Here is a 16,689-nt window from a genome sequence, read left to right on the forward strand (position 1 = left end):
TACCTCGCCCCTACGCAACGTCCCAGGGCTGGAGTTCGTCGCCCAAGCGAACGATGCAGTCGTAGAGCACGGTATGGCGCTCGGCAGGGTTGGCATCCCGATGAAAATGCCCGTAGTACCAGCGCTTGTAGTCCAAGCGGTCTTCCAGCTCATCGAAAAATGCTGTAAGTCGGTCGACGTCGGGGCAATTCCAGCCGGGCGCAGGATAGAGCGTGGGCGAAAGCATGCGCGTAGAGCAGGTATGGGTGACCACGTAGTCAACCTTCCAGCCCACGCTGTCGAGCTTTGTCCGCGCCTCCTCAAAGTTGCGCTCGTCCGGCAGCTCCTGTGGCCACCAGCTGGAATAGGGAATGCGGTATTCCTTATCCACGCTCGTGGCGCCGCCCATGGTAAAGATCGTTGAGCCGTCGAGCTCAAAAACCTCGCCGCGCGTCAGGCGCCGTATGGGAGAGGTATCCGACAGGCGTTGCGTTAGCCCACCGTGCCACAGCTCCATGGGACGCTCCGCCCAGTGATCGAAACGCTCGTGATTGCCGTCGACGAACAGCACGGTATAGGGACGCGATTCCAGCCAAGCGATGTCGGCGCACTCCTCGGCAGAGAAATCCCACGGAAAGCCAAAGTCGCCCGCGACAATCAGATGGTCGTCGCTCGTCAGACTATCCCCAAGATCCCAGTCGCGCAGCTTTTGCATGTCGACGCCGCCGTGAATATCGCCCGTCACATAGACCGTCATCGGATCACCGCTTCCCCGTAAGTAGCTAGTCCACATTCTGCACGATCACTAAGCCAACCGTTCCAGCCCTTCCATCCCTTAGGGCTTACCCCTCGTTCTTCCATCCAAACGGATCAAGCACCCAAAAAATCAGATCGAGCACGCCGCCGGTCATCATAGCGCCGGCAAGAGCCATGCAAACGTGCAGAGAGTTGGCACTTCGGAGCACGTCGAATGGTCCCAGAACAGCCAACAGCGCGACCGCTGCGCCGACCACGCACAGCGCGAGGCACGGCCCCGCGTCCTTAACGCACTTCTTTGCGAGATGCTTGGTGTTATCACTCATCAATATCGGACTCCTTAGAGGGCCGTTGTTTGGGTACATGCCGCCGCGGCAGAGCAGGGCGGCAGGGTAAGTGTCACATGCCGTGCGGACATCAATGGAGAAACCGCGCCCCTCAGACCAAAGCCGGCAATCAATACCGTCATATGCCCAAAACACGAACGATCGATCTGTTATCCTGGCGCCAACATAGTCTTTCGAAAGGTTTGGCCGGGATGACTACGCAGCAGCAGATTGATATTGAATTCGACTCGCTTGCACGCGAGAACGATTCACCCAAGCTCATCGCCAACTCGAAGGCGACAGGCGGAACACTACTATCCGTTATCAAAGAGCAGCTCTCAACCTGCAGCTCCTTTGACTTTTGCGTAGCGTTTGTTGCAGACGGCGGTCTCCAAATCCTGGTCGAGGCGTTCCAGGAGCTCAAACAGCGTGGCATTAAGGGCAGGCTGCTCACGTCCACCTATCTCAACTTCAACTCACCCGATGCGTTTCGCAAGCTCCTGGAATACGACAACATGGAAGTTCGCGTATTCCAAGGTAATTTGCATGCCAAGGGATATATTTTTGATAAGGGCGAAACCAGCACGGTCATCATCGGCAGCTCGAACATGACGCAGACCGCCCTCACCTGTAATAAAGAATGGAACGTGCTGTATCAGACTGTCGATAACAGCCGCTTACTCGGCGAACTGAGGGGCGAGTTCAATTCGTTGTGGAACGACACCTCAACTGTTTTGCTTTCCCAAGACTGGATTGAGAACTATGCCGCATATCGATCGGCACGTCCGCCAAAGCCCAAATCGAAACCGACATTCAGATCTGCGGAAACGCCGGTGCAGAATGACCTCGAAGAAATCAAGCCCAATAAAATGCAGCAGCGCGCCCTTGAGGCGCTCGGCGTAATCCACCGCAAGGGCGAGACCCGCGCCCTGCTGGTCTCGGCAACCGGCACCGGCAAGACCTTCCTTTCGGCGTTCGACGTGCTCGCAACTAAACCCCGGCGCGTCCTCTTTCTTGCGCACCGCCGGCGCATTATCGACGCCTCCCGCGCAAGCTACGAACGCCTCTTAGGTAGTACCTATACGTTCGACACCTATCAAACTGGCAAGAATATAAGCAATGCTACCTGCGTGTTTGCCATGTGTTCTTCGGTCGCCAAACATCTGAGCGATTTCCGTCCCGATGAGTTCGACTACATCGTCATCGACGAGGCCCACCGCACGGGATCCCAGGGTTACCAATCCATCATGTCGCACTTTACGCCTCGGTTTTATCTGGGCATGACCGCTACACCCAATCGCACCGACGGCTATGACGTCTTCGCTCTTTTCAATCACGTCATCGCGTTCCAGATCACGCTGCAGGACGCTTTGGCCGAGGAGATGCTTGCCCCCTTCCATTATTTTGGCATTCACGATCTGGAGATTGACGACGAAACGGTCGAAGATATCGCCCTGTTCGGGCGCTTAACGTCCGACGAGCGCGTGCGTCATATCACCGAGAAGATCGAAGAATATAGCGTCACCAAAAGCAATCGCAGGGGCTTAATTTTTTGCAATCGAAACGCCGAGGCCAAGGAACTGTCACGCAAATTCAACGCTCTCGGATATCGAACGGTTGCGATTAGCGGTCAAGATCCCGATGAGGTCCGCGATGCCGCGATCAGCCGACTTGAAGCCGGCGAGCTCGAGTACATTTTCTCGGTCGATATCATGAACGAAGGCGTCGACATCCCCTCGCTCAATCAAATCATCATGCTTCGACGCACCGACTCCGCAATCATCTTTATTCAGCAGCTCGGACGAGGTTTGCGCTTGAATGATGGTAAGGAATACGCACTGGTGCTCGACTTTATTGGCAACTACCAGAGCAACTTCCTGGTGCCCATCGCGCTTTCGGGTGACAAGACATATAACAAAGACCGCCTGCGCCGTCTTGTTCAAGAGGGCGATTCGGCGATCCCCGGATGCTCGACCGTGAGCTTCGATCGTATTTCCGAGGCACGCATTTACAAGGCCATCGACGGCGGCGATTTCACCTCCGTCAGGTTTTTGAAAAACGAATATCTCGACTTGCGCCAAAAACTCGGCAAGATTCCCTCGCTGCTCGAATTTGATCGTAACGGCTCCATCGATCCGCTGCTTATCTTCAAGAATAGCAGCCTGGGCTCCTACCACGTATTTCTTTCCAAATACGAGCCGGACTACACGGTTCAATTTTCCTCTGATCAAACCAAGATTCTCAAATTTATTTCTCAAAAACTTGCCGCGGGCAAGCGATTCGAAGACCTCTATTTGCTTCAAACGCTCGTCGAAGCCGGACACGAGGGCTACCGGCATATGCGCGAGGCTGCGCTTAGGAACTACCGCGCACAGCTTAAGGACAGCGCCGTTAGGTCGGCAATCGCAGTCCTTAAGGGCGACTTTGCCACTCCTAAGGATTTCGTTTCCCTGCTCATTGACGATGGAACCGGACCTCGTCTGACCGAAGTGTTTGCGACCGCCCTGCGCAACGCAGAGTTCAAACGTCAGATTCTTGAGGTGCTGGATTTTGGTATCGCGCGCAACCGACTCGACTATGCCGAGACGTACGAAAACACAAATTTCGTTCTCAACGCCAAGTACACGTACGAAGAGGTTTGCCGCTTGATGAACTGGGAAAAGAACATCAACGGCCAAAATCTTGGCGGCTATTTTTACGACGAAAAGACCAATACATTCCCTGTGTTTATTAACTATGACAAGGCGCCCGACATTAGTGAGTCAATTCAGTATGAAGATCGCTTTGTTTCGCCGAGCAAGCTTATCGCAATCTCCAAGGGCAACCGTACGCTCAACTCTCCCGAGATTCTGCGACTGCAGGTATGGCCGGAAAACGGCCTGAAAACGTATTTGTTTATGCGAAAGAATAAGGACGATAAGGGTGGCAAGGAGTTCTATTTCTTAGGCGAAATGCATCCGACCGGTGAGTTCGAAGCTATTAAAACTAAGAGCGGCGACAACGCCGTTGAAATCGAATATGAGCTCAATGTGCCTGTACGACAGGACATCTACGAGTTTATGCTCAGCGATTTGAGCGAGGCCGAGTAAAAAAGAGCGGGCCGCCATGTGGCGCCCGCCCCTTTCTTACATAAGCCCGAGTTTCTTTTCGAGCTCCTTAACGACTTTAACGTCTGCCGGAAGCCAATCGACATCCCACAGGTTATTGGTATCAAGCCATTTCATATCCTCGTGAGCATGCTCTTTGAACTCCCCCGAAAGAATGGTAGCTAGGTAGCACTGCATCGACAGGTGGAACGTCTCGTAATCGTGTTCGACCGTGCAAAGATAGTCGAGGTTACCGATCGTGACCTCGAGCTCTTCTTGAATCTCGCGCACAATTGCCTGCTCGCCGGTCTCGCCCGGCTCGAGCTTGCCGCCCGGAAATTCCCAGCCGTCTTTAAACTCGCCATAGCCGCGCTGGCAGCTCAGAATTTTTCCGTCCTTCTGAATAACCGCTGCTGCAACATTGATTGATTTCATAACTAGTTATCACCTCTCCAGTTGAGCCCAACCAGTATAGGTGATCAACCGCCCGCCATGTCCCAGTCGCCTGAAAACCACCTGCTCGACCAACCCTTAACGCCGTTTTGCACCGGCACCCCATCCCCCGCTATCGAGGTCTAATACTTTTCCGCGAAGTGAACGTCTGTTTTTGGACCCCTGAAGCATCCACATTTTTCGTCGGCAAAATCGCAGGATTCCAGCACCGAAACCCCAGGAAACGGCACCTCTAAAGTGTCGATGCTTCGGGGGTCCGATTTAGCTCGTTCACTTCTCGGAAAAGTATTGGACCTCGTCGGCAGCAGTCCAAAAGGCGAGTCGTTTCTCCCCCGCGCAACCCAATGGACACATTCCGCTCCTCCCTCACACCACCCAAAAACTCATCCAACATTAATCTTGGCTCAAGAATCGCTTAATCTATAACCTGCACTATAAAGTTCGACCAAGGGCGGGGCGGCGCCGCGCAACGCAGATCGCCGAACGCAACGCTCGCGCCCGGGCAGATCGCCTGGCGTCGTGCCCATCGAACGAAAGGACAGGTCATGGACGACCTCGAAAAAGTTGAAACCATCCGCACCAAGTGCAACGTGAGCTACACCGATGCCAAGGCCGCGCTCGACGCCACCGACGGCAACGTTCTGGATGCCATCATTTGGCTCGAGTCGCAAGGCAAGACCCAGACCACATCGGCGCACGCCGCCACCGAATCCGAGCCGGTCGATGAACCCTCGGCCGAGATGGTCGCCGCGCAGGCAGCCTACGAGAAGTCGAGCGAAAAGACTGACTTTTCCAAGAAGATGGACAGCGTGTGGGAGTACCTCAAAAAGCTCTTCCGCCTGAGCCTGGACACCAAGTTTATCGCCACGCGCCGCGACGCCATCATCCTCAACATCCCCATCCTGATCCCCATCGTCGCCCTGTTTGCCTGGGGCGCCACGATATGGCTCATGCTGATTGGCCTATTCTTTGGCATGCGCTACCGCATCGATAGCGACGGCGACGTGCCCGGCAGCATCAACAACCTTATGAATCACGCCGCCAACGCCGCGGACGACATCAAGCAAAACCTGAACGACGACAAGTAATCGCAGACGGGGGCACGCATGGCACGGATCCTGATCGTAGAGGACGAGGAGAAAATCGCCCGCTTTGTGACGCTCGAGCTGGAGCACGAGGGCTACCAGGTGGAGCACGCCGCCGACGGCCGCACCGCCGTGGACCTGGCGCTGGAGCGCGACTACGATCTGATTCTGCTCGATGTGCTGTTGCCGCAGCTCAACGGCATGGAGGTCTTGCGGCGTGTCCGCAAGCACAAGGATGTGCCGGTGATTATGGTCACCGCGCGCGATGCCGTGATGGACAAGGTGGCCGGCCTCGATGCCGGTGCCGACGATTACCTGACCAAGCCGTTTGCGATTGAGGAGCTGTTCGCACGGATTCGCGTGGCGCTGAAGCGCGCGGAGGCCGTGCGGGCGGCTTCGGGCGTTGGCGGCGCCGGCGCTGGGGCGGGCATGGCGGGCGGCGACGCCGCTGCGGTGCCCCCGGTCAGTGAGTCGACCAAGGCTTCCGTCGCGCCCTCCCCCGCCGCGCTCACCGTGGGCTCGGTCGTGCTCGACCCCGACCGCCGCGAAGTCACGGTCGGCGGCTCGCCCATCGCGCTCACGGCCCGCGAGTTCGACGTCCTCGCACTGCTTATGGCGCATGCCGAAACCGTACTCACGCGTGAGCGCATCGCGCACGAGGCACTGGGCTACGAATACGTGGGCGACACCAACAACGTCGACGTACACATCGCGCACCTGCGCGCCAAAATCGAAGACGCTGGCGGCGCCCGCATCATCCAAACCGTGCGCGGGGTGGGCTATGTCTGTCGCGCGTAACACCGAGACCAAGCGCGTCACCTCCATCGCCCGCGCCATCAACTGGAGCTATATATGGCGCCGCCTGATGAGCTACGTCTGGCTCGATCTGCTGCTGATGGTGATTGCGGCGGCGATCCTCGTCTATGGATACAACCAGACGCTACCCGAAGGCGCGTTTACCGCAGGATGGATCCCCAGCGCCGCCGTTCACGGCATGTCGCTGAAGCCCGCGCGCGACTGGGACCTGACAACGCTCACCTATACCGTCGAACTTGCGCGTACCACCAAGACCTTCCCCCTCGCGCAGGACCTCGTCGCGCTATGGCCTCTCTACTTTGTCGTTGTGGGTTGGCAGGTCATCAGCGTGCTCAACATGCTCGGCGGCGCGAGGCACGTGCGTCGCACCATGGCACCGCTCAACGACTTGGCCCTGCGCGTGGACGAACTCGGCCGCATGCAACTCTCCGGCGGCAAGATGGAAACACTGGAGCAGGCCATCGAGCGCGCGAGTGTCGACTCGCCGAGCGTCACCACCGGCGACGCCGACCTGGCAAGCATCGAGGTCGCGCTCAACCGGCTGCTGCGCCAGATGCAAGAGGCCAAGCTGCAGCAGATGCGCTTTGTCAACGATGCAAGCCACGAGCTGCGCACGCCCATCGCGGTGATTCAGGGCTACGTAAACATGCTCGACCGCTGGGGCAAAGACGACCCGGACGTGCTGGCGGAATCCATCGCGTCCCTCAAGGCCGAAAGCGAGCATATGCAGGAGCTCGTGGAGCAGCTGCTGTTTTTGGCACGCGGCGATGCCGGGCGCACGGTCCTGCGGCGTGCGCATACCAACCTGGCCGCACTGGTCGGCGAGGTGTGCGAGGAATCGCAGATGATCGACGCCGCGCACACGTATCGGCTGGCTTTTGACGCTGCATTTGCCAACGATCCGCGCTGCGACGCACCTGTCGACGTGGCGCTTGTGAAGCAGGCTCTGCGCGTGATCGTGCAGAACGCCGCCAAGTATTCGAACGCGGGAACGACCGTCACGTTTGCCATAACTCCCGATACGGGCACGGGCGCGATCGACATAAGTGTTGAGGACGAGGGTATCGGTATGAACCAGGAGTCCGCAGCTCACGCGTTTGAACGGTTCTACCGCGCCGACAACGCACGCGATGCCGGCGCGCAGGGCTCGGGCCTGGGGCTTGCCATTGCTAAGTGGATTGTCGATAGCCATGGCGGCGCCATTGGCGTGACCTCGGTCGAGGGCGTCGGTAGCCGCTTTACGATTCGCCTGCCACGGTAGGAAGCCCCCTCGTGAATCGAGGTCTAATACTTTTCCAGAGAAGTGAACGAGCGTATTTGGACCCCTGAAGCATCCACATTTTTCGACGGGAAAGTCGCAGGATTCCAGCATCAAAACCGCAGGAAACGGTACCCTCAAAGTGTCGATGCTTCGGGGGTCCAATTCTGCTCGTTCACTTCTCGGGAAAAGTATTAGACCCCGATTTCATGTCCCCTCAAAAGGTCGATCCCTCGGCATAAAAAAGGGATAGGGCCATGCGGCCCTATCCCTTTTTTCGTTATAGCAGCTTGCGCGCTACTCGCGACACAGGTGCACGGCGAAGCCGGCGAACTCGCGCTTAAAGTACACAAGCTTGGTGCCGCCGTCGGGCAGCAGCACGCGCGACTCCTCGTTGACCTCGAGCCCGTGCTCGGCAAACCACTTCTCGGCAGCATCGATGTCGTTGACGGCAAAGCCTATGTGGCCCTTGGCGCCACGACCGTTCTGCTTCATGATCTCGACCAGCGAGTCGTTAAAGTACGAAATCGGGGTCTCGCTGACGGGCAGGCCCATCATCGTCGAGAACAGCTCCGCGATCTCCAGGGCGTCTGCCGGGTCGGTGGCGTTAATGCCCACATGGGCAACGCGCATGCCAAAGAGCTCGACCGGGTTGGCGTTCTGCTCGTTCATACAGGCAGCGTCTACTGAGCCATGACGTCGAGAACGGCCTTCTCGGCAGCGACGCGGTTCATGCCGGTCATAAAGGGCACGCCGCTCACGTACGGGCAGGTGAGGCCCTCGGGGGCAACGGTGGTGGCGATCAGCAGGTCGGCGCCCTCGTCGCAAGCGTCCTTGGCCTCGGAAATGGCGCACTGCACGATCTCATACTTGCCGGCGTAACCGTTGGCGTCGAGCATGGTGGCGACCTTCTGGGCAACGAGCGTGGAAGTAGCAGCGCCAGCACCGCAAGCCAAAACGATCTTCTTCATAGGTAATGTCTCCCTTCATGGTTTACTTTAGGTAAGTGTACCGCAGCGAGCGATGGCGCTCGGCCTCGATGCACTTTTGTGCCAGTTTGCTTGCACGCTGCGTATAATACATCTAGTACGTTTTGTCATACCGCTTGTTTTACGAGCGACCGAGGAGCTCAATATGCCCGATTCCCGCACACTCTGGACCGTCGTCGTTGTCATCTGTATCGCCGTGTCGCTGCTCTTTAGCATCAAAAAACGCACCACGTTTAAACGCCTGCAGCGGCTCATGGCCGCCAAACAGTGGGACGAGTTCGATCGTTTGCTCGACGGCAAACTCACCAGCATGCTGTACCCGCGCTACAACCGCGACTACCTGCGCCTGAACTCCTATCTGCTGCGCGAGGACCACGAGCGCGCCGACGAGATGTTTGACCTGCTGCTGGGGCTCAACCTGCCCAAGATGCAGCGCGTCGATCTGGTGATCAAGGCCTTTAACTACTACGTTGGCCAGGAGGACCGCAAAAAGTCCAAGGAGCTGCTGCACGAGATCAAGGGCTTTGAGGGTGGCCAAGCCGAGGCAGTCGCGCACGAATGCCAGCTGATGTACGACACGATGATCCTCAAGCGCCACAACGACATTCCCGAGCTGGAGCGCATGCTCGAGGATGTCGGCAACGACCCGGTCAAGCGCTGCCGACTGGAGTACCTGCTGGCCCTGCAGTACCAAAACAAGGGCGACGAGGCAAAGTTCCAAGAGTTCCTCGAGAAGTCGGACCAACACTCGATGGCCGTCAACGCGTAACGGACGGCTTGTGCTAGACTTCTAGTCTTACGGGGGCGTGGCGGAATTGGCATACGCAGGAGACTTAAAATCTCTCGCCGCAAGGATTGTGGGTTCGAGTCCCACCGCCCCTACCACGTATTGTTTACGAGCCCGTGTCCCTTTGGAATGCGGGCTCGTTTCTTTTGGACACCGTCAAGCCTCTAAGTTGCGGTGGAATAGTTCCTGTTTTGGCAGTTTATCAGCCCATTTAGGAACTATTTCACCGCAACTTATGAGGGGATGGTTAAAGGACGCTGAGGCTGGGGGTCCAGGCGATGGTGGGGGTCGCGCCGTCGAGAACCTCGTTGATGGTGGCGGCCATTCCGGCGAGCAGGCTGTTCTCGCTTACAGTGAGCGCGTCGTAGCCGCCGGCTCGCATGAGCTCGCGAATCACCACAGCACCAGCCAAGATCACGCCCGCACGCTTGGGTTGCACGCCTGGCAACGCGGCGATGCCCGCGACATCCAGCGAGGACATGCGCTCGATAGCGGCCGAAACCTGGTCCAGCGAAAGCTCACGAAGGTGCACAAAACTCGAATCATACGGCTCCAGCTCGTGAACGAGCGCAACGAGCGTGGTGACGGTGCCACCCACCGCGACCAGGCGCTCGGCTCGCTCAAAGTCGACAGGCAAGCTCTTAAAGTAGCCTGCAAACTGCTCGTTTGCCCACGCGCCAGCGGCGGCAAGCTCGCTGCCCGTTGGCGGCAGCGCCGAGAAAAACCGCTCCGTCACGCGGCGACAACCGATGTCCAGCGAGCGCGTTCCCTCCAGCGCAAAGACCCCACGCTCCGGTGCATAGACGCCCGTCGCGAGCTCCGTGGATCCGCCACCCGAATCGGTAACAATGATGCGCTCGCCGGCAAAGTCGTGCGCCACGCCAAAAAACGTCAGGCGCGCCTCGACCTCGCCCGGAATCACCTGCGGCTCGAGCCCCAGCTCGCGCAGGCCGTCCAGCAGCAGTACGGCATTGGACGCATCGCGCGCGGCGCTCGTGCACGTGGTGCAGATGCACGCGGCCCCAAAGGCACGGGCCTCGTCCACAAACATTCGGCACGCAGCGAGCACGCGCCCAACGGCCGCCTCGCAAAAGCGCCCCGTTGCGTCCACGCCCTCGCCCAAGTCGGTAATCTCGGTATGCTTGGACGATTCCACGATCGCCCCGTCCTCGACCTGGGCCAGCACCAGTCGCGACGACACCGTTCCCAGGTCAATCGCCGCCACCTTATATCGTTTGCAATTCGTCATTGCGGCCCCCCTCCGGGCGCTACTCGCCATTGGACACGACTGCCTGGCCCTCGACGCCGTTAAATCCAAACAGCATGTCGAGCGTCTGGATGTACCACGGCGCGTCCTTGCCGACCTCTTCGATTTCCTTGGCAACTTCGCTGGCCTTCTTGGCGTTCGACGACTTCTGGCTCGACGAGGTATCGGAATCGTCGTCCAGGCCCTGCACTTCAATCCTCTTCTCGCCGGGCATCACCAGACCCAGGTCCTCGGTCGCCGCGTCCTTAATGCCCTCCTCCGAGAGCAGCTTGTCGACGCTTTTGTGCAGGTCGTCATTATATTGCTCGCGAATCTCGACCTGCTTGGCCAAGATGTCGCTCGAGCGTTTTGCCACATACAGGTCGCGCACGGGGAAGTACAGGCTCATAAGCGCCAGGGCGACGACAATGCCAACAAACAGTCCTCGCTGGGGACCGTGGGTAAAATCATAGATTGCCTTGACCACCGCGTTATCGTTGGCGTAGTGCATAAAGTCCGAACCCGAAAGACGGCTTGAGGGACGGCGCGGCTTGTCGGACGCCTGGGTCGAAGGGCGCGACGTATGCTTGGAACGCGATGGGCGCACCGGACTGTCCGAGGAACTATTTGGCTGAGCATTGGGATGCGAAGTCGCCGGCGAGCTATACCTGGAGCGATCAGCGCCAGCATAACCAGACCCGCCAAGCTGTACCGAATGCGCACGGCGAGGTGACGGTTCGCGCGAACCGGCGGAATAGTGCCTGTTGTCGTAAATCTGATCCATGTGCGCCTTGTGCGGTTGAGGTTTGTTTGCGCTAAGTCCTTTAGTTATAGCACGCGGGCGGACCAGCCGGACGAGCCGTAGGACAAATCCATTACTCGAGCGCGCGTGGTCGCCAACGGGCAAGTCGACGGGGCGCCGCCCTTACGCCCCGCCGACCAACACCGTGTCCTACTCCCCTGCCTTTGCGGCATCCCACAGGTCGTTGAGCCCGTGGGTCGAAAGCTCGGCAAGATCAACATGGGCATCGGCCGCCATCTGCTCCATCGCGGCCCAACGGCGGCGGAACTTGGCCGTGCTGGCACGAAGGGCGCTCTCGGCGTCGATGCCCTCCTTGCGCGCAACGTTGACCAGGGCAAAGAGCAGGTCGCCAAACTCCATCTCGCGCTCGGGCGAGCCGGGTTCCTCGGCCTCAAACTCGGCACGTTCCTCGGCGACCTCGTCCCACACGTCCTGGACCGTATCCCACTCAAAGCCCACGGCAGCCGCCTTGCGCGACACCTTCTGAGCCTGCATCAGCGCCGGCAGATGCATGGGCACACCGTCGAGCAGGCCCTCGGGCGCAGCATCGCCCGCCGCCACGGCCTGGTCCTTGGCGGCCTTCTCGGCAAGTTTGACCTCGTCCCAAATCTTGAGCACCTCGTCGGAGCTGCCGGCATCCACATCGCCAAACACGTGCGGATGGCGGCGAATGAGCTTGGCGTCGATATCGCGCGCCACGTCGGCCAGCGTAAACTCGCCGGCGTCCGCCGCAATCTGTGCATGCAGCACGACTTGCATGAGCACATCGCCCAGCTCCTCGCGAAGATGGGCCGCGTCATCCGCCTCGATGCAGTCGAGCGCCTCGTAGGCCTCCTCGATCATGTTCTTGCCAATGCTCTGGTGCGTCTGCTCGCGGTCCCACGGGCAGCCGTCGGGCTGACGCAGGCGCCAGATAGTCTGTACCAGATGTTGTAACTCGGCCGATGCATCGACCAGCGTGGACAGGTCGCGCGAACCTTCGGCATTTTGCTGAGCCATGTGCTCGGCCATGGTTAGTCCTCCTCCATGATCACATGGCGGAACGCGCCGCCCTCGTAGATACCATAGCTGTGCGTGCCGTCCTTGGGGATGCTCACGCTGCCGGGATTGAAGAGCCACAGACCCGGGTGCGCGGTGCTTTCCTCGTTGACCTTGACGTGCGTGTGGCCGTAGACGAGCGCGGAGCCCTCGGGCAGCGCGGGCGCGTGGTCGACGCTGTTGTGCATGCCGGCGCCAAAGACGTGGCCGTGCGTCAGGAACAGCTCGCGGCCGACCTCGTCGAACAGTGTGGCGTAGTCGGCCATGACGGGAAAGCCGAGAACCATCTGGTCGACCTCGGCGTCGCAGTTGCCGCGCACCGCGATAATGCGGTCGGCCAGGGCGTTGAGCAACGGAATCACGCGCTTGGGAGCGTAGTCGCGCGGCAGGTCGTTGCGCGGACCGTGATAAAGCAGGTCGCCCAGCAGGACGATGCGGTCGGGCTGCTCGGCTTCGATGGCGGCGCAGAGGCGCTCGGTCCAATATGCCGAGCCGTGGATGTCAGAAGCGATGAGGTATTTCATGGAGGTCCTTTCGGGGTGGGGTTGACGTGGCCGGGCGCGGAATGTCGCCACCAGCCGCGTTATTCAAATCGCAGTGCCGCGCTCTGGGCCGCCTGCATCACGCGTTGGAGCGGCACATTGTGCTCACGGGCAAGGCGGGCGCAGTCTTCGTACTCGGGCGCCGCGCGCTCACTGCCGTCCGTCAAGGTGGCTACCTTGACGGACACTTCGCCCCATGGCGTCGTTACGCGCTCAAAGTAGCGCGGCAGGCAAACGCGCTCCATAACCTGGCGGCGGATGCCATTGGTCGTGGTTTCCAAAAAGATGATCGTCTGCAGGCGCTCGATATCCTCGTGGGTGCAGATTACCTGCAACTGCCAGCCAGGGCGGCCTTTCTTGCAATAGAGGGGCAGCCAGTGCACCTCGCGCGCGCCGGCCTCGCGCAGGCGGTCGGCGGCGTAGGCGAGCACCTCGGGCGACGCGTCGTCGATGTCGCACTCCAGCTTGACGATGGTTTCGGGCGCATCGGTCTCGCGGGACAGCGGAGATGTAGTTCCACGTTGCATACGGTCCGGCTCCTTTCCGCACGGGCTCGTTTTATTCACCCAAACGCTAGCACATCGCGAGCGGCGCAAGTGTGGCGGCGCGCGATGAGCGCGATTTTCCTTGTCTGCAAGAACCGACACTCCACCGCCTCGGCCAAACATGTACATCAGCCTCCAAACATGTCATTTTTTGTCGGTTTTGGAGGCTGAGGTACATGATTCGAAGCAAGGCCGATGTCGCGAGCCCGCCCTTATGCGCCGCCCGTCCTTTCCAGTCGATTTCGGCCCCCGGCGCGCACATCGCACTGGGGGCCGCGCCGTTACAATGGAGCAGATTCGCTTGACGCAAAGGAGCCGCCATGCCTGCTTGCCCGCTAGTCGATTGCCATACTCACACCTCGTTCTCGGACGGACACGCCTCGTTTGAAGACAACGTCCGCGCCGCTGCTGCGGCCGGTTGCCGCACCATGGTCTCGGCCGATCACCTTACCCTGCCTGCCAGCATGGATGCCACCTGCGAGGTGCAGGTTGTCGAGGGCGACCTGCCGGCGCATCGTCTGGCTTTTGAGGATGCCCGCAAGCTTGCCGCGCAGATTGCGCCGGAGCTCGAGCTTGTCTATGGCTTTGAGTGCGATTGGTACGAAGGCTGCGAGCCTTTGGTTGAGCGCTGGTCCCGGGGCGCCGTCGTACGCCTGGGCAGCGTGCATTGGATTGGTAACCCGGGCAATATCATGGCAGGCGCTGCGGGCGCGACGGGGACAGAGGGCGTCGCACGCCCCGATACGCCTGACTCACGCTGCGGCTGGATCGACGACGACACCAACCTGCACGTTTGGGAAAACTTAGGCGTGCGCGGCGTGTGGGAGCGCTATGTCGATGACTGGTGCCGCGCCTGCGAAAGCTCGCTCAACTTTGATGTGATGGCTCACCCCGACCTGGTCATGCGCTTTTCGAAGGAAGGCTTTGCGCCCGACTTTGACCCCGCGCCGTTTTGGCGGCAGATGGCCGAGTGTGCGCACGATACGGGCCGCCGCGTTGAGGTCTCGACCGCCGCACCGCGCAAGGGGCTCGACGACTACTATCCCGCGACCGGCCTTTTGCGCTGCTTTGCCCATGCTGAGGCGCCCATTACCTTTGGCTCGGATGCGCACCGCGCCTGTGATATTTGCTGGAATATCCGCGAGGCCCAAGCCCATGCCTACGACTGCGGCTACCGAACCTTCGACATCCCCCACCCCACCGGCGAATGGGAGTCCACACCCCTCGCCTAGCCATCCCTTCATAAGTTGCGGTGAAATAGCTCCTATTTATAGCCCTAAGACCGTCTAACAAGAACTATTCCACCGCAACTTCTATGGTCATCGGGGACGTTCTTTAACGACTAGTGGCGGCGGGCGTTGAGTTCGCCGGCCAGCTCGTCGAGGGTAATGCCGTAGCGCTCAAGCGTCACGAGCAGGTGGTAGACCAGGTCGCCAGCCTCGTAGCGAATGTGATCATGGTCGTTATCCTTGCAGGCCATGATCACCTCGCTCGCCTCCTCGGCAAGCTTCTTGAGCAGCTCGTCCTCCACATCGGTCAGCAGTCGAGCGGTATAGCTTTCCTGCGGCGACGCATCGCGACGACCGTGAATCACCTCGGCCAGCCCCGTTAGCGTCTCGCCGATATTTCCATCCTGAACATTTGCGGTACGCACACCCATGGTTCAATCCTTTCTGGTCGGCCAAGCGCCTGGTCGAGCGCCCGCCCTACGCGAGTTTCTTAAAGAAGCAGGTACGGTTGCCGGTATGGCAGGCCGGACCCGGCGAGTCAACCTTGACCAGCAGCGTGTCGCTATCAAACCCTCGACCAGGGCACGCAGCTCGCGTGTCGGCGGCGCGGCGATACCGGCGGCCTCCAGCAGCGCGTCCACGCGGTCGAGCACCTCGGCACCACCGTGCAGGCGCGGCAGCTCGCTAATGGCGGCCTTGACGGCATCAGACTCGGTGCTGGCAGCCACGCGGGCATCGAGGCCCACAAAGTCGTTGGCATGCACGCAGCGCAGGGCCTCGGCTGCCAGCTCGCGATCCTCGCACGCCGCGAGCAGCTCCTTAAAAGGACGCACGCTACCTGCGATAATACGAGCATCGGGAAGCGCCAGCTTACGCACGGCCTCGGCCACCAGCGAAACAATCTCTACATCGCCCGCGGTATCGCCCGCACCGATAAGCTCAAAGCCCAGCTGCGTAAACTGACGCGAGCCACCGGCATTGCGCTGGCACTCGCGAACCACCGGCGCCTCGTAGCGAAGGCGCAGGGGCAGATCGGCCGCACGCATGCGGGTCGAAACCAGGCGCACGATCGGCAGCGTGTTGTCGGGACGGACCACCAGCAGGCGGCCGTCGTCATCAAAGAGCTTAAACGGCGTGTCCGCAATGCGGCCGCCCTCCTCGAGCGAACCCTTGTCCTCGAGCAGCGGCGTCTCGACCGGAAGGTAATGATGCTCCCTGAAGCAGCCCTTCACCGTATACGCGATCTCCTCGCGTGCCTGAGCCTCCTCGGGCAATATGTCCCGGAATCCCCACGGTGTGGCCGTCATCTGGTGAGCCTCCTCATACTGCGTTTCATATAGAACGAAAGACCGGCATAGCTCCGCCGGTCTTCTGGGTACTTTAGCATACTAGAGTGCTTGCGGGGAGAACCGTCCCCCTCGGCTCACAGCGTATTCATTTGGAAACATAGGGCAAGCGATTAGCAGCGGTCTCTTGTTACAACGCAAAAAGGGCGCCCGTGCAATTGCGGACGCCCTTGTGCAGGGTTGAGATATCAACCAGCCAAGATATCGGACCCGTGACCAGCTCTTAGTAGTCGAACTGGTGGTAGTAGCGGCGGTACTTGAGGTTGTGCTTGGTGACCAGCTCGTAGTTGCGCGAGAGGCGGTCGGTGGTCAGCACGGACAGGATCCACGGCGACACGATGACGCGGAAGTCGTCGTCCAGGCCCGGGATCGCGTACTCGGCGGTGTCGATGATGACGTAGTCCTC

At 59.8% G+C, this 16,689-nt stretch carries 18 protein-coding genes, 1 tRNA gene and 1 pseudogene; 7 read left to right on the forward strand and 13 right to left on the reverse strand.

Annotated elements, in window-relative coordinates:
- Positions 1 to 10: 10 nt before the first annotated feature.
- Together ACTNA2_RS04490 and ACTNA2_RS04495 are read right to left on the reverse strand one after the other, a co-directional pair.
- On the reverse strand, positions 11 to 736 hold the full coding sequence (locus tag ACTNA2_RS04490; protein ID WP_441048715.1) for a metallophosphoesterase: 726 nt from the start codon (positions 734 to 736) through the stop codon (positions 11 to 13).
- Between the two features lie 85 nt (positions 737 to 821).
- On the reverse strand, positions 822 to 1,061 hold the full coding sequence (locus tag ACTNA2_RS04495; protein WP_441048716.1) for a hypothetical protein: 240 nt from the start codon (positions 1,059 to 1,061) through the stop codon (positions 822 to 824).
- Between ACTNA2_RS04495 and ACTNA2_RS04500 the strand changes: the two genes are divergently transcribed.
- Positions 1,034 to 4,150 carry a DUF3427 domain-containing protein gene (locus ACTNA2_RS04500; protein ID WP_441048717.1) on the forward strand — a complete coding sequence of 1,039 codons (3,117 nt, stop codon included), beginning with the start codon at positions 1,034 to 1,036 and terminating at the stop codon, positions 4,148 to 4,150. The genes ACTNA2_RS04495 and ACTNA2_RS04500 overlap by 28 nt on opposite strands.
- 36 nt (positions 4,151 to 4,186) lie before the next feature.
- On the opposite strand, the gene ACTNA2_RS04505 is transcribed toward ACTNA2_RS04500, so the two are convergent.
- Positions 4,187 to 4,582 (reverse strand): (deoxy)nucleoside triphosphate pyrophosphohydrolase, encoded by a 396-nt coding sequence (locus ACTNA2_RS04505; RefSeq protein WP_441048718.1) that lies wholly within the window; start codon positions 4,580 to 4,582, stop codon positions 4,187 to 4,189.
- 563 nt (positions 4,583 to 5,145) lie between these two features.
- Here ACTNA2_RS04505 and ACTNA2_RS04510 point away from each other — a divergent pair.
- Genes ACTNA2_RS04510 through ACTNA2_RS04520 form a run of 3 tightly spaced genes read left to right on the forward strand, consistent with a single transcriptional unit; the run spans position 5,146 to position 7,762 of the window.
- Complete coding sequence (locus ACTNA2_RS04510) at positions 5,146 to 5,688, forward strand: DUF4342 domain-containing protein (protein ID WP_441048719.1); 543 nt, start codon at positions 5,146 to 5,148, stop codon at positions 5,686 to 5,688.
- Positions 5,689 to 5,706: 18 nt separating this feature from the next.
- Positions 5,707 to 6,483, forward strand: a complete 777-nt coding sequence (locus tag ACTNA2_RS04515; RefSeq protein WP_441048720.1) for a response regulator transcription factor — start codon at positions 5,707 to 5,709, stop codon at positions 6,481 to 6,483.
- On the forward strand, positions 6,467 to 7,762 hold the full coding sequence (locus ACTNA2_RS04520; RefSeq protein WP_441048721.1) for a sensor histidine kinase: 1,296 nt from the start codon (positions 6,467 to 6,469) through the stop codon (positions 7,760 to 7,762). Before ACTNA2_RS04515 ends, ACTNA2_RS04520 begins: the two co-directional genes overlap by 17 nt.
- Positions 7,763 to 8,056: 294 nt before the next feature.
- Here ACTNA2_RS04520 and ACTNA2_RS04525 read toward each other — a convergent pair whose 3' ends face one another.
- Together ACTNA2_RS04525 and ACTNA2_RS04530 are read right to left on the reverse strand one after the other, a co-directional pair.
- The gene (locus ACTNA2_RS04525) at positions 8,057 to 8,431 is read right to left on the reverse strand and encodes a VOC family protein (RefSeq protein WP_427718886.1); all 375 of its coding nucleotides are present in this window, start codon (positions 8,429 to 8,431) and stop codon (positions 8,057 to 8,059) included.
- 11 nt (positions 8,432 to 8,442) lie between these two features.
- The gene (locus ACTNA2_RS04530; RefSeq protein ID WP_055252380.1) at positions 8,443 to 8,730 is read right to left on the reverse strand and encodes a PTS sugar transporter subunit IIB; all 288 of its coding nucleotides are present in this window, start codon (positions 8,728 to 8,730) and stop codon (positions 8,443 to 8,445) included.
- A 163-nt stretch (positions 8,731 to 8,893) separates the two neighbouring features.
- Between ACTNA2_RS04530 and ACTNA2_RS04535 the strand changes: the two genes are divergently transcribed.
- The gene (locus ACTNA2_RS04535) at positions 8,894 to 9,517 is read left to right on the forward strand and encodes a hypothetical protein (RefSeq protein ID WP_441048722.1); all 624 of its coding nucleotides are present in this window, start codon (positions 8,894 to 8,896) and stop codon (positions 9,515 to 9,517) included.
- A gap of 31 nt (positions 9,518 to 9,548) precedes the next feature.
- A tRNA-Leu gene (locus tag ACTNA2_RS04540) sits at positions 9,549 to 9,633 on the forward strand.
- 149 nt (positions 9,634 to 9,782) lie between these two features.
- Here ACTNA2_RS04540 and ACTNA2_RS04545 read toward each other — a convergent pair.
- The 5 genes from ACTNA2_RS04545 to larC all read right to left on the reverse strand — a co-directional run bounded on the left by ACTNA2_RS04545 (position 9,783) and on the right by larC (position 13,690).
- Complete coding sequence (locus ACTNA2_RS04545; protein WP_441048723.1) at positions 9,783 to 10,784, reverse strand: Ppx/GppA phosphatase family protein; 1,002 nt, start codon at positions 10,782 to 10,784, stop codon at positions 9,783 to 9,785.
- A 19-nt stretch (positions 10,785 to 10,803) separates the two neighbouring features.
- Positions 10,804 to 11,565, reverse strand: a complete 762-nt coding sequence (locus tag ACTNA2_RS04550) for a hypothetical protein (protein WP_441048724.1) — start codon at positions 11,563 to 11,565, stop codon at positions 10,804 to 10,806.
- Between the two features lie 168 nt (positions 11,566 to 11,733).
- Entirely contained in the window at positions 11,734 to 12,594 is an 861-nt protein-coding gene (gene mazG / locus ACTNA2_RS04555) for a nucleoside triphosphate pyrophosphohydrolase (RefSeq protein ID WP_441048725.1), read from the reverse strand.
- Positions 12,595 to 12,596: 2 nt separating this feature from the next.
- On the reverse strand, positions 12,597 to 13,145 hold the full coding sequence (gene yfcE / locus ACTNA2_RS04560) for a phosphodiesterase (RefSeq protein ID WP_441048726.1): 549 nt from the start codon (positions 13,143 to 13,145) through the stop codon (positions 12,597 to 12,599).
- A gap of 59 nt (positions 13,146 to 13,204) precedes the next feature.
- Positions 13,205 to 13,690, reverse strand: coding sequence for a nickel insertion protein (gene larC / locus ACTNA2_RS04565; RefSeq protein WP_441048727.1), 486 nt, complete (start codon positions 13,688 to 13,690; stop codon positions 13,205 to 13,207).
- 338 nt (positions 13,691 to 14,028) lie between these two features.
- On the opposite strand from larC, the gene ACTNA2_RS04570 reads away from it, so the two are divergent.
- Complete coding sequence (locus ACTNA2_RS04570) at positions 14,029 to 14,940, forward strand: PHP domain-containing protein (RefSeq protein WP_427718869.1); 912 nt, start codon at positions 14,029 to 14,031, stop codon at positions 14,938 to 14,940.
- Between the two features lie 110 nt (positions 14,941 to 15,050).
- On the opposite strand, the gene hisE is transcribed toward ACTNA2_RS04570, so the two are convergent.
- The 3 genes and pseudogenes from hisE to ACTNA2_RS04585 form a co-directional block, all read right to left on the reverse strand.
- Complete coding sequence (gene hisE, locus ACTNA2_RS04575; RefSeq protein ID WP_006235893.1) at positions 15,051 to 15,368, reverse strand: phosphoribosyl-ATP diphosphatase; 318 nt, start codon at positions 15,366 to 15,368, stop codon at positions 15,051 to 15,053.
- Positions 15,369 to 15,371: 3 nt separating this feature from the next.
- Positions 15,372 to 16,244 carry an ATP phosphoribosyltransferase regulatory subunit gene (locus tag ACTNA2_RS04580; RefSeq protein WP_441048728.1) on the reverse strand — a complete coding sequence of 291 codons (873 nt, stop codon included), beginning with the start codon at positions 16,242 to 16,244 and terminating at the stop codon, positions 15,372 to 15,374.
- A gap of 262 nt (positions 16,245 to 16,506) precedes the next feature.
- A pseudogene (locus ACTNA2_RS04585) lies at positions 16,507 to 16,689 on the reverse strand (SIS domain-containing protein); the annotation flags it as partial.

The organism is Collinsella sp. HCP28S3_E9 (assembly GCF_052065455.1).
Taxonomy (GTDB): domain Bacteria; phylum Actinomycetota; class Coriobacteriia; order Coriobacteriales; family Coriobacteriaceae; genus Collinsella.

Excerpts from the sequence above, each read along its gene's own strand:
- ACTNA2_RS04490 (WP_441048715.1), bottom strand. The coding sequence starts at position 736 with ATGACGGTCTATGTGACGGGCGATATTCACGGCGGCGTCGACATGCAA.
- ACTNA2_RS04495 (WP_441048716.1), bottom strand. The coding sequence starts at position 1,061 with ATGAGTGATAACACCAAGCATCTCGCAAAGAAGTGCGTTAAGGACGCG.
- ACTNA2_RS04505 (WP_441048718.1), bottom strand. The coding sequence starts at position 4,582 with ATGAAATCAATCAATGTTGCAGCAGCGGTTATTCAGAAGGACGGAAAA.
- ACTNA2_RS04510 (WP_441048719.1), top strand. The coding sequence starts at position 5,146 with ATGGACGACCTCGAAAAAGTTGAAACCATCCGCACCAAGTGCAACGTG.
- ACTNA2_RS04515 (WP_441048720.1), top strand. The coding sequence starts at position 5,707 with ATGGCACGGATCCTGATCGTAGAGGACGAGGAGAAAATCGCCCGCTTT.
- ACTNA2_RS04520 (WP_441048721.1), top strand. The coding sequence starts at position 6,467 with ATGTCTGTCGCGCGTAACACCGAGACCAAGCGCGTCACCTCCATCGCC.
- ACTNA2_RS04525 (WP_427718886.1), bottom strand. The coding sequence starts at position 8,431 with ATGAACGAGCAGAACGCCAACCCGGTCGAGCTCTTTGGCATGCGCGTT.
- ACTNA2_RS04530 (WP_055252380.1), bottom strand. The coding sequence starts at position 8,730 with ATGAAGAAGATCGTTTTGGCTTGCGGTGCTGGCGCTGCTACTTCCACG.
- ACTNA2_RS04535 (WP_441048722.1), top strand. The coding sequence starts at position 8,894 with ATGCCCGATTCCCGCACACTCTGGACCGTCGTCGTTGTCATCTGTATC.
- ACTNA2_RS04545 (WP_441048723.1), bottom strand. The coding sequence starts at position 10,784 with ATGACGAATTGCAAACGATATAAGGTGGCGGCGATTGACCTGGGAACG.
- ACTNA2_RS04550 (WP_441048724.1), bottom strand. The coding sequence starts at position 11,565 with ATGGATCAGATTTACGACAACAGGCACTATTCCGCCGGTTCGCGCGAA.
- mazG (WP_441048725.1), bottom strand. The coding sequence starts at position 12,594 with ATGGCCGAGCACATGGCTCAGCAAAATGCCGAAGGTTCGCGCGACCTG.
- yfcE (WP_441048726.1), bottom strand. The coding sequence starts at position 13,145 with ATGAAATACCTCATCGCTTCTGACATCCACGGCTCGGCATATTGGACC.
- larC (WP_441048727.1), bottom strand. The coding sequence starts at position 13,690 with ATGCAACGTGGAACTACATCTCCGCTGTCCCGCGAGACCGATGCGCCC.
- ACTNA2_RS04570 (WP_427718869.1), top strand. The coding sequence starts at position 14,029 with ATGCCTGCTTGCCCGCTAGTCGATTGCCATACTCACACCTCGTTCTCG.
- hisE (WP_006235893.1), bottom strand. The coding sequence starts at position 15,368 with ATGGGTGTGCGTACCGCAAATGTTCAGGATGGAAATATCGGCGAGACG.
- ACTNA2_RS04580 (WP_441048728.1), bottom strand. The coding sequence starts at position 16,244 with ATGACGGCCACACCGTGGGGATTCCGGGACATATTGCCCGAGGAGGCT.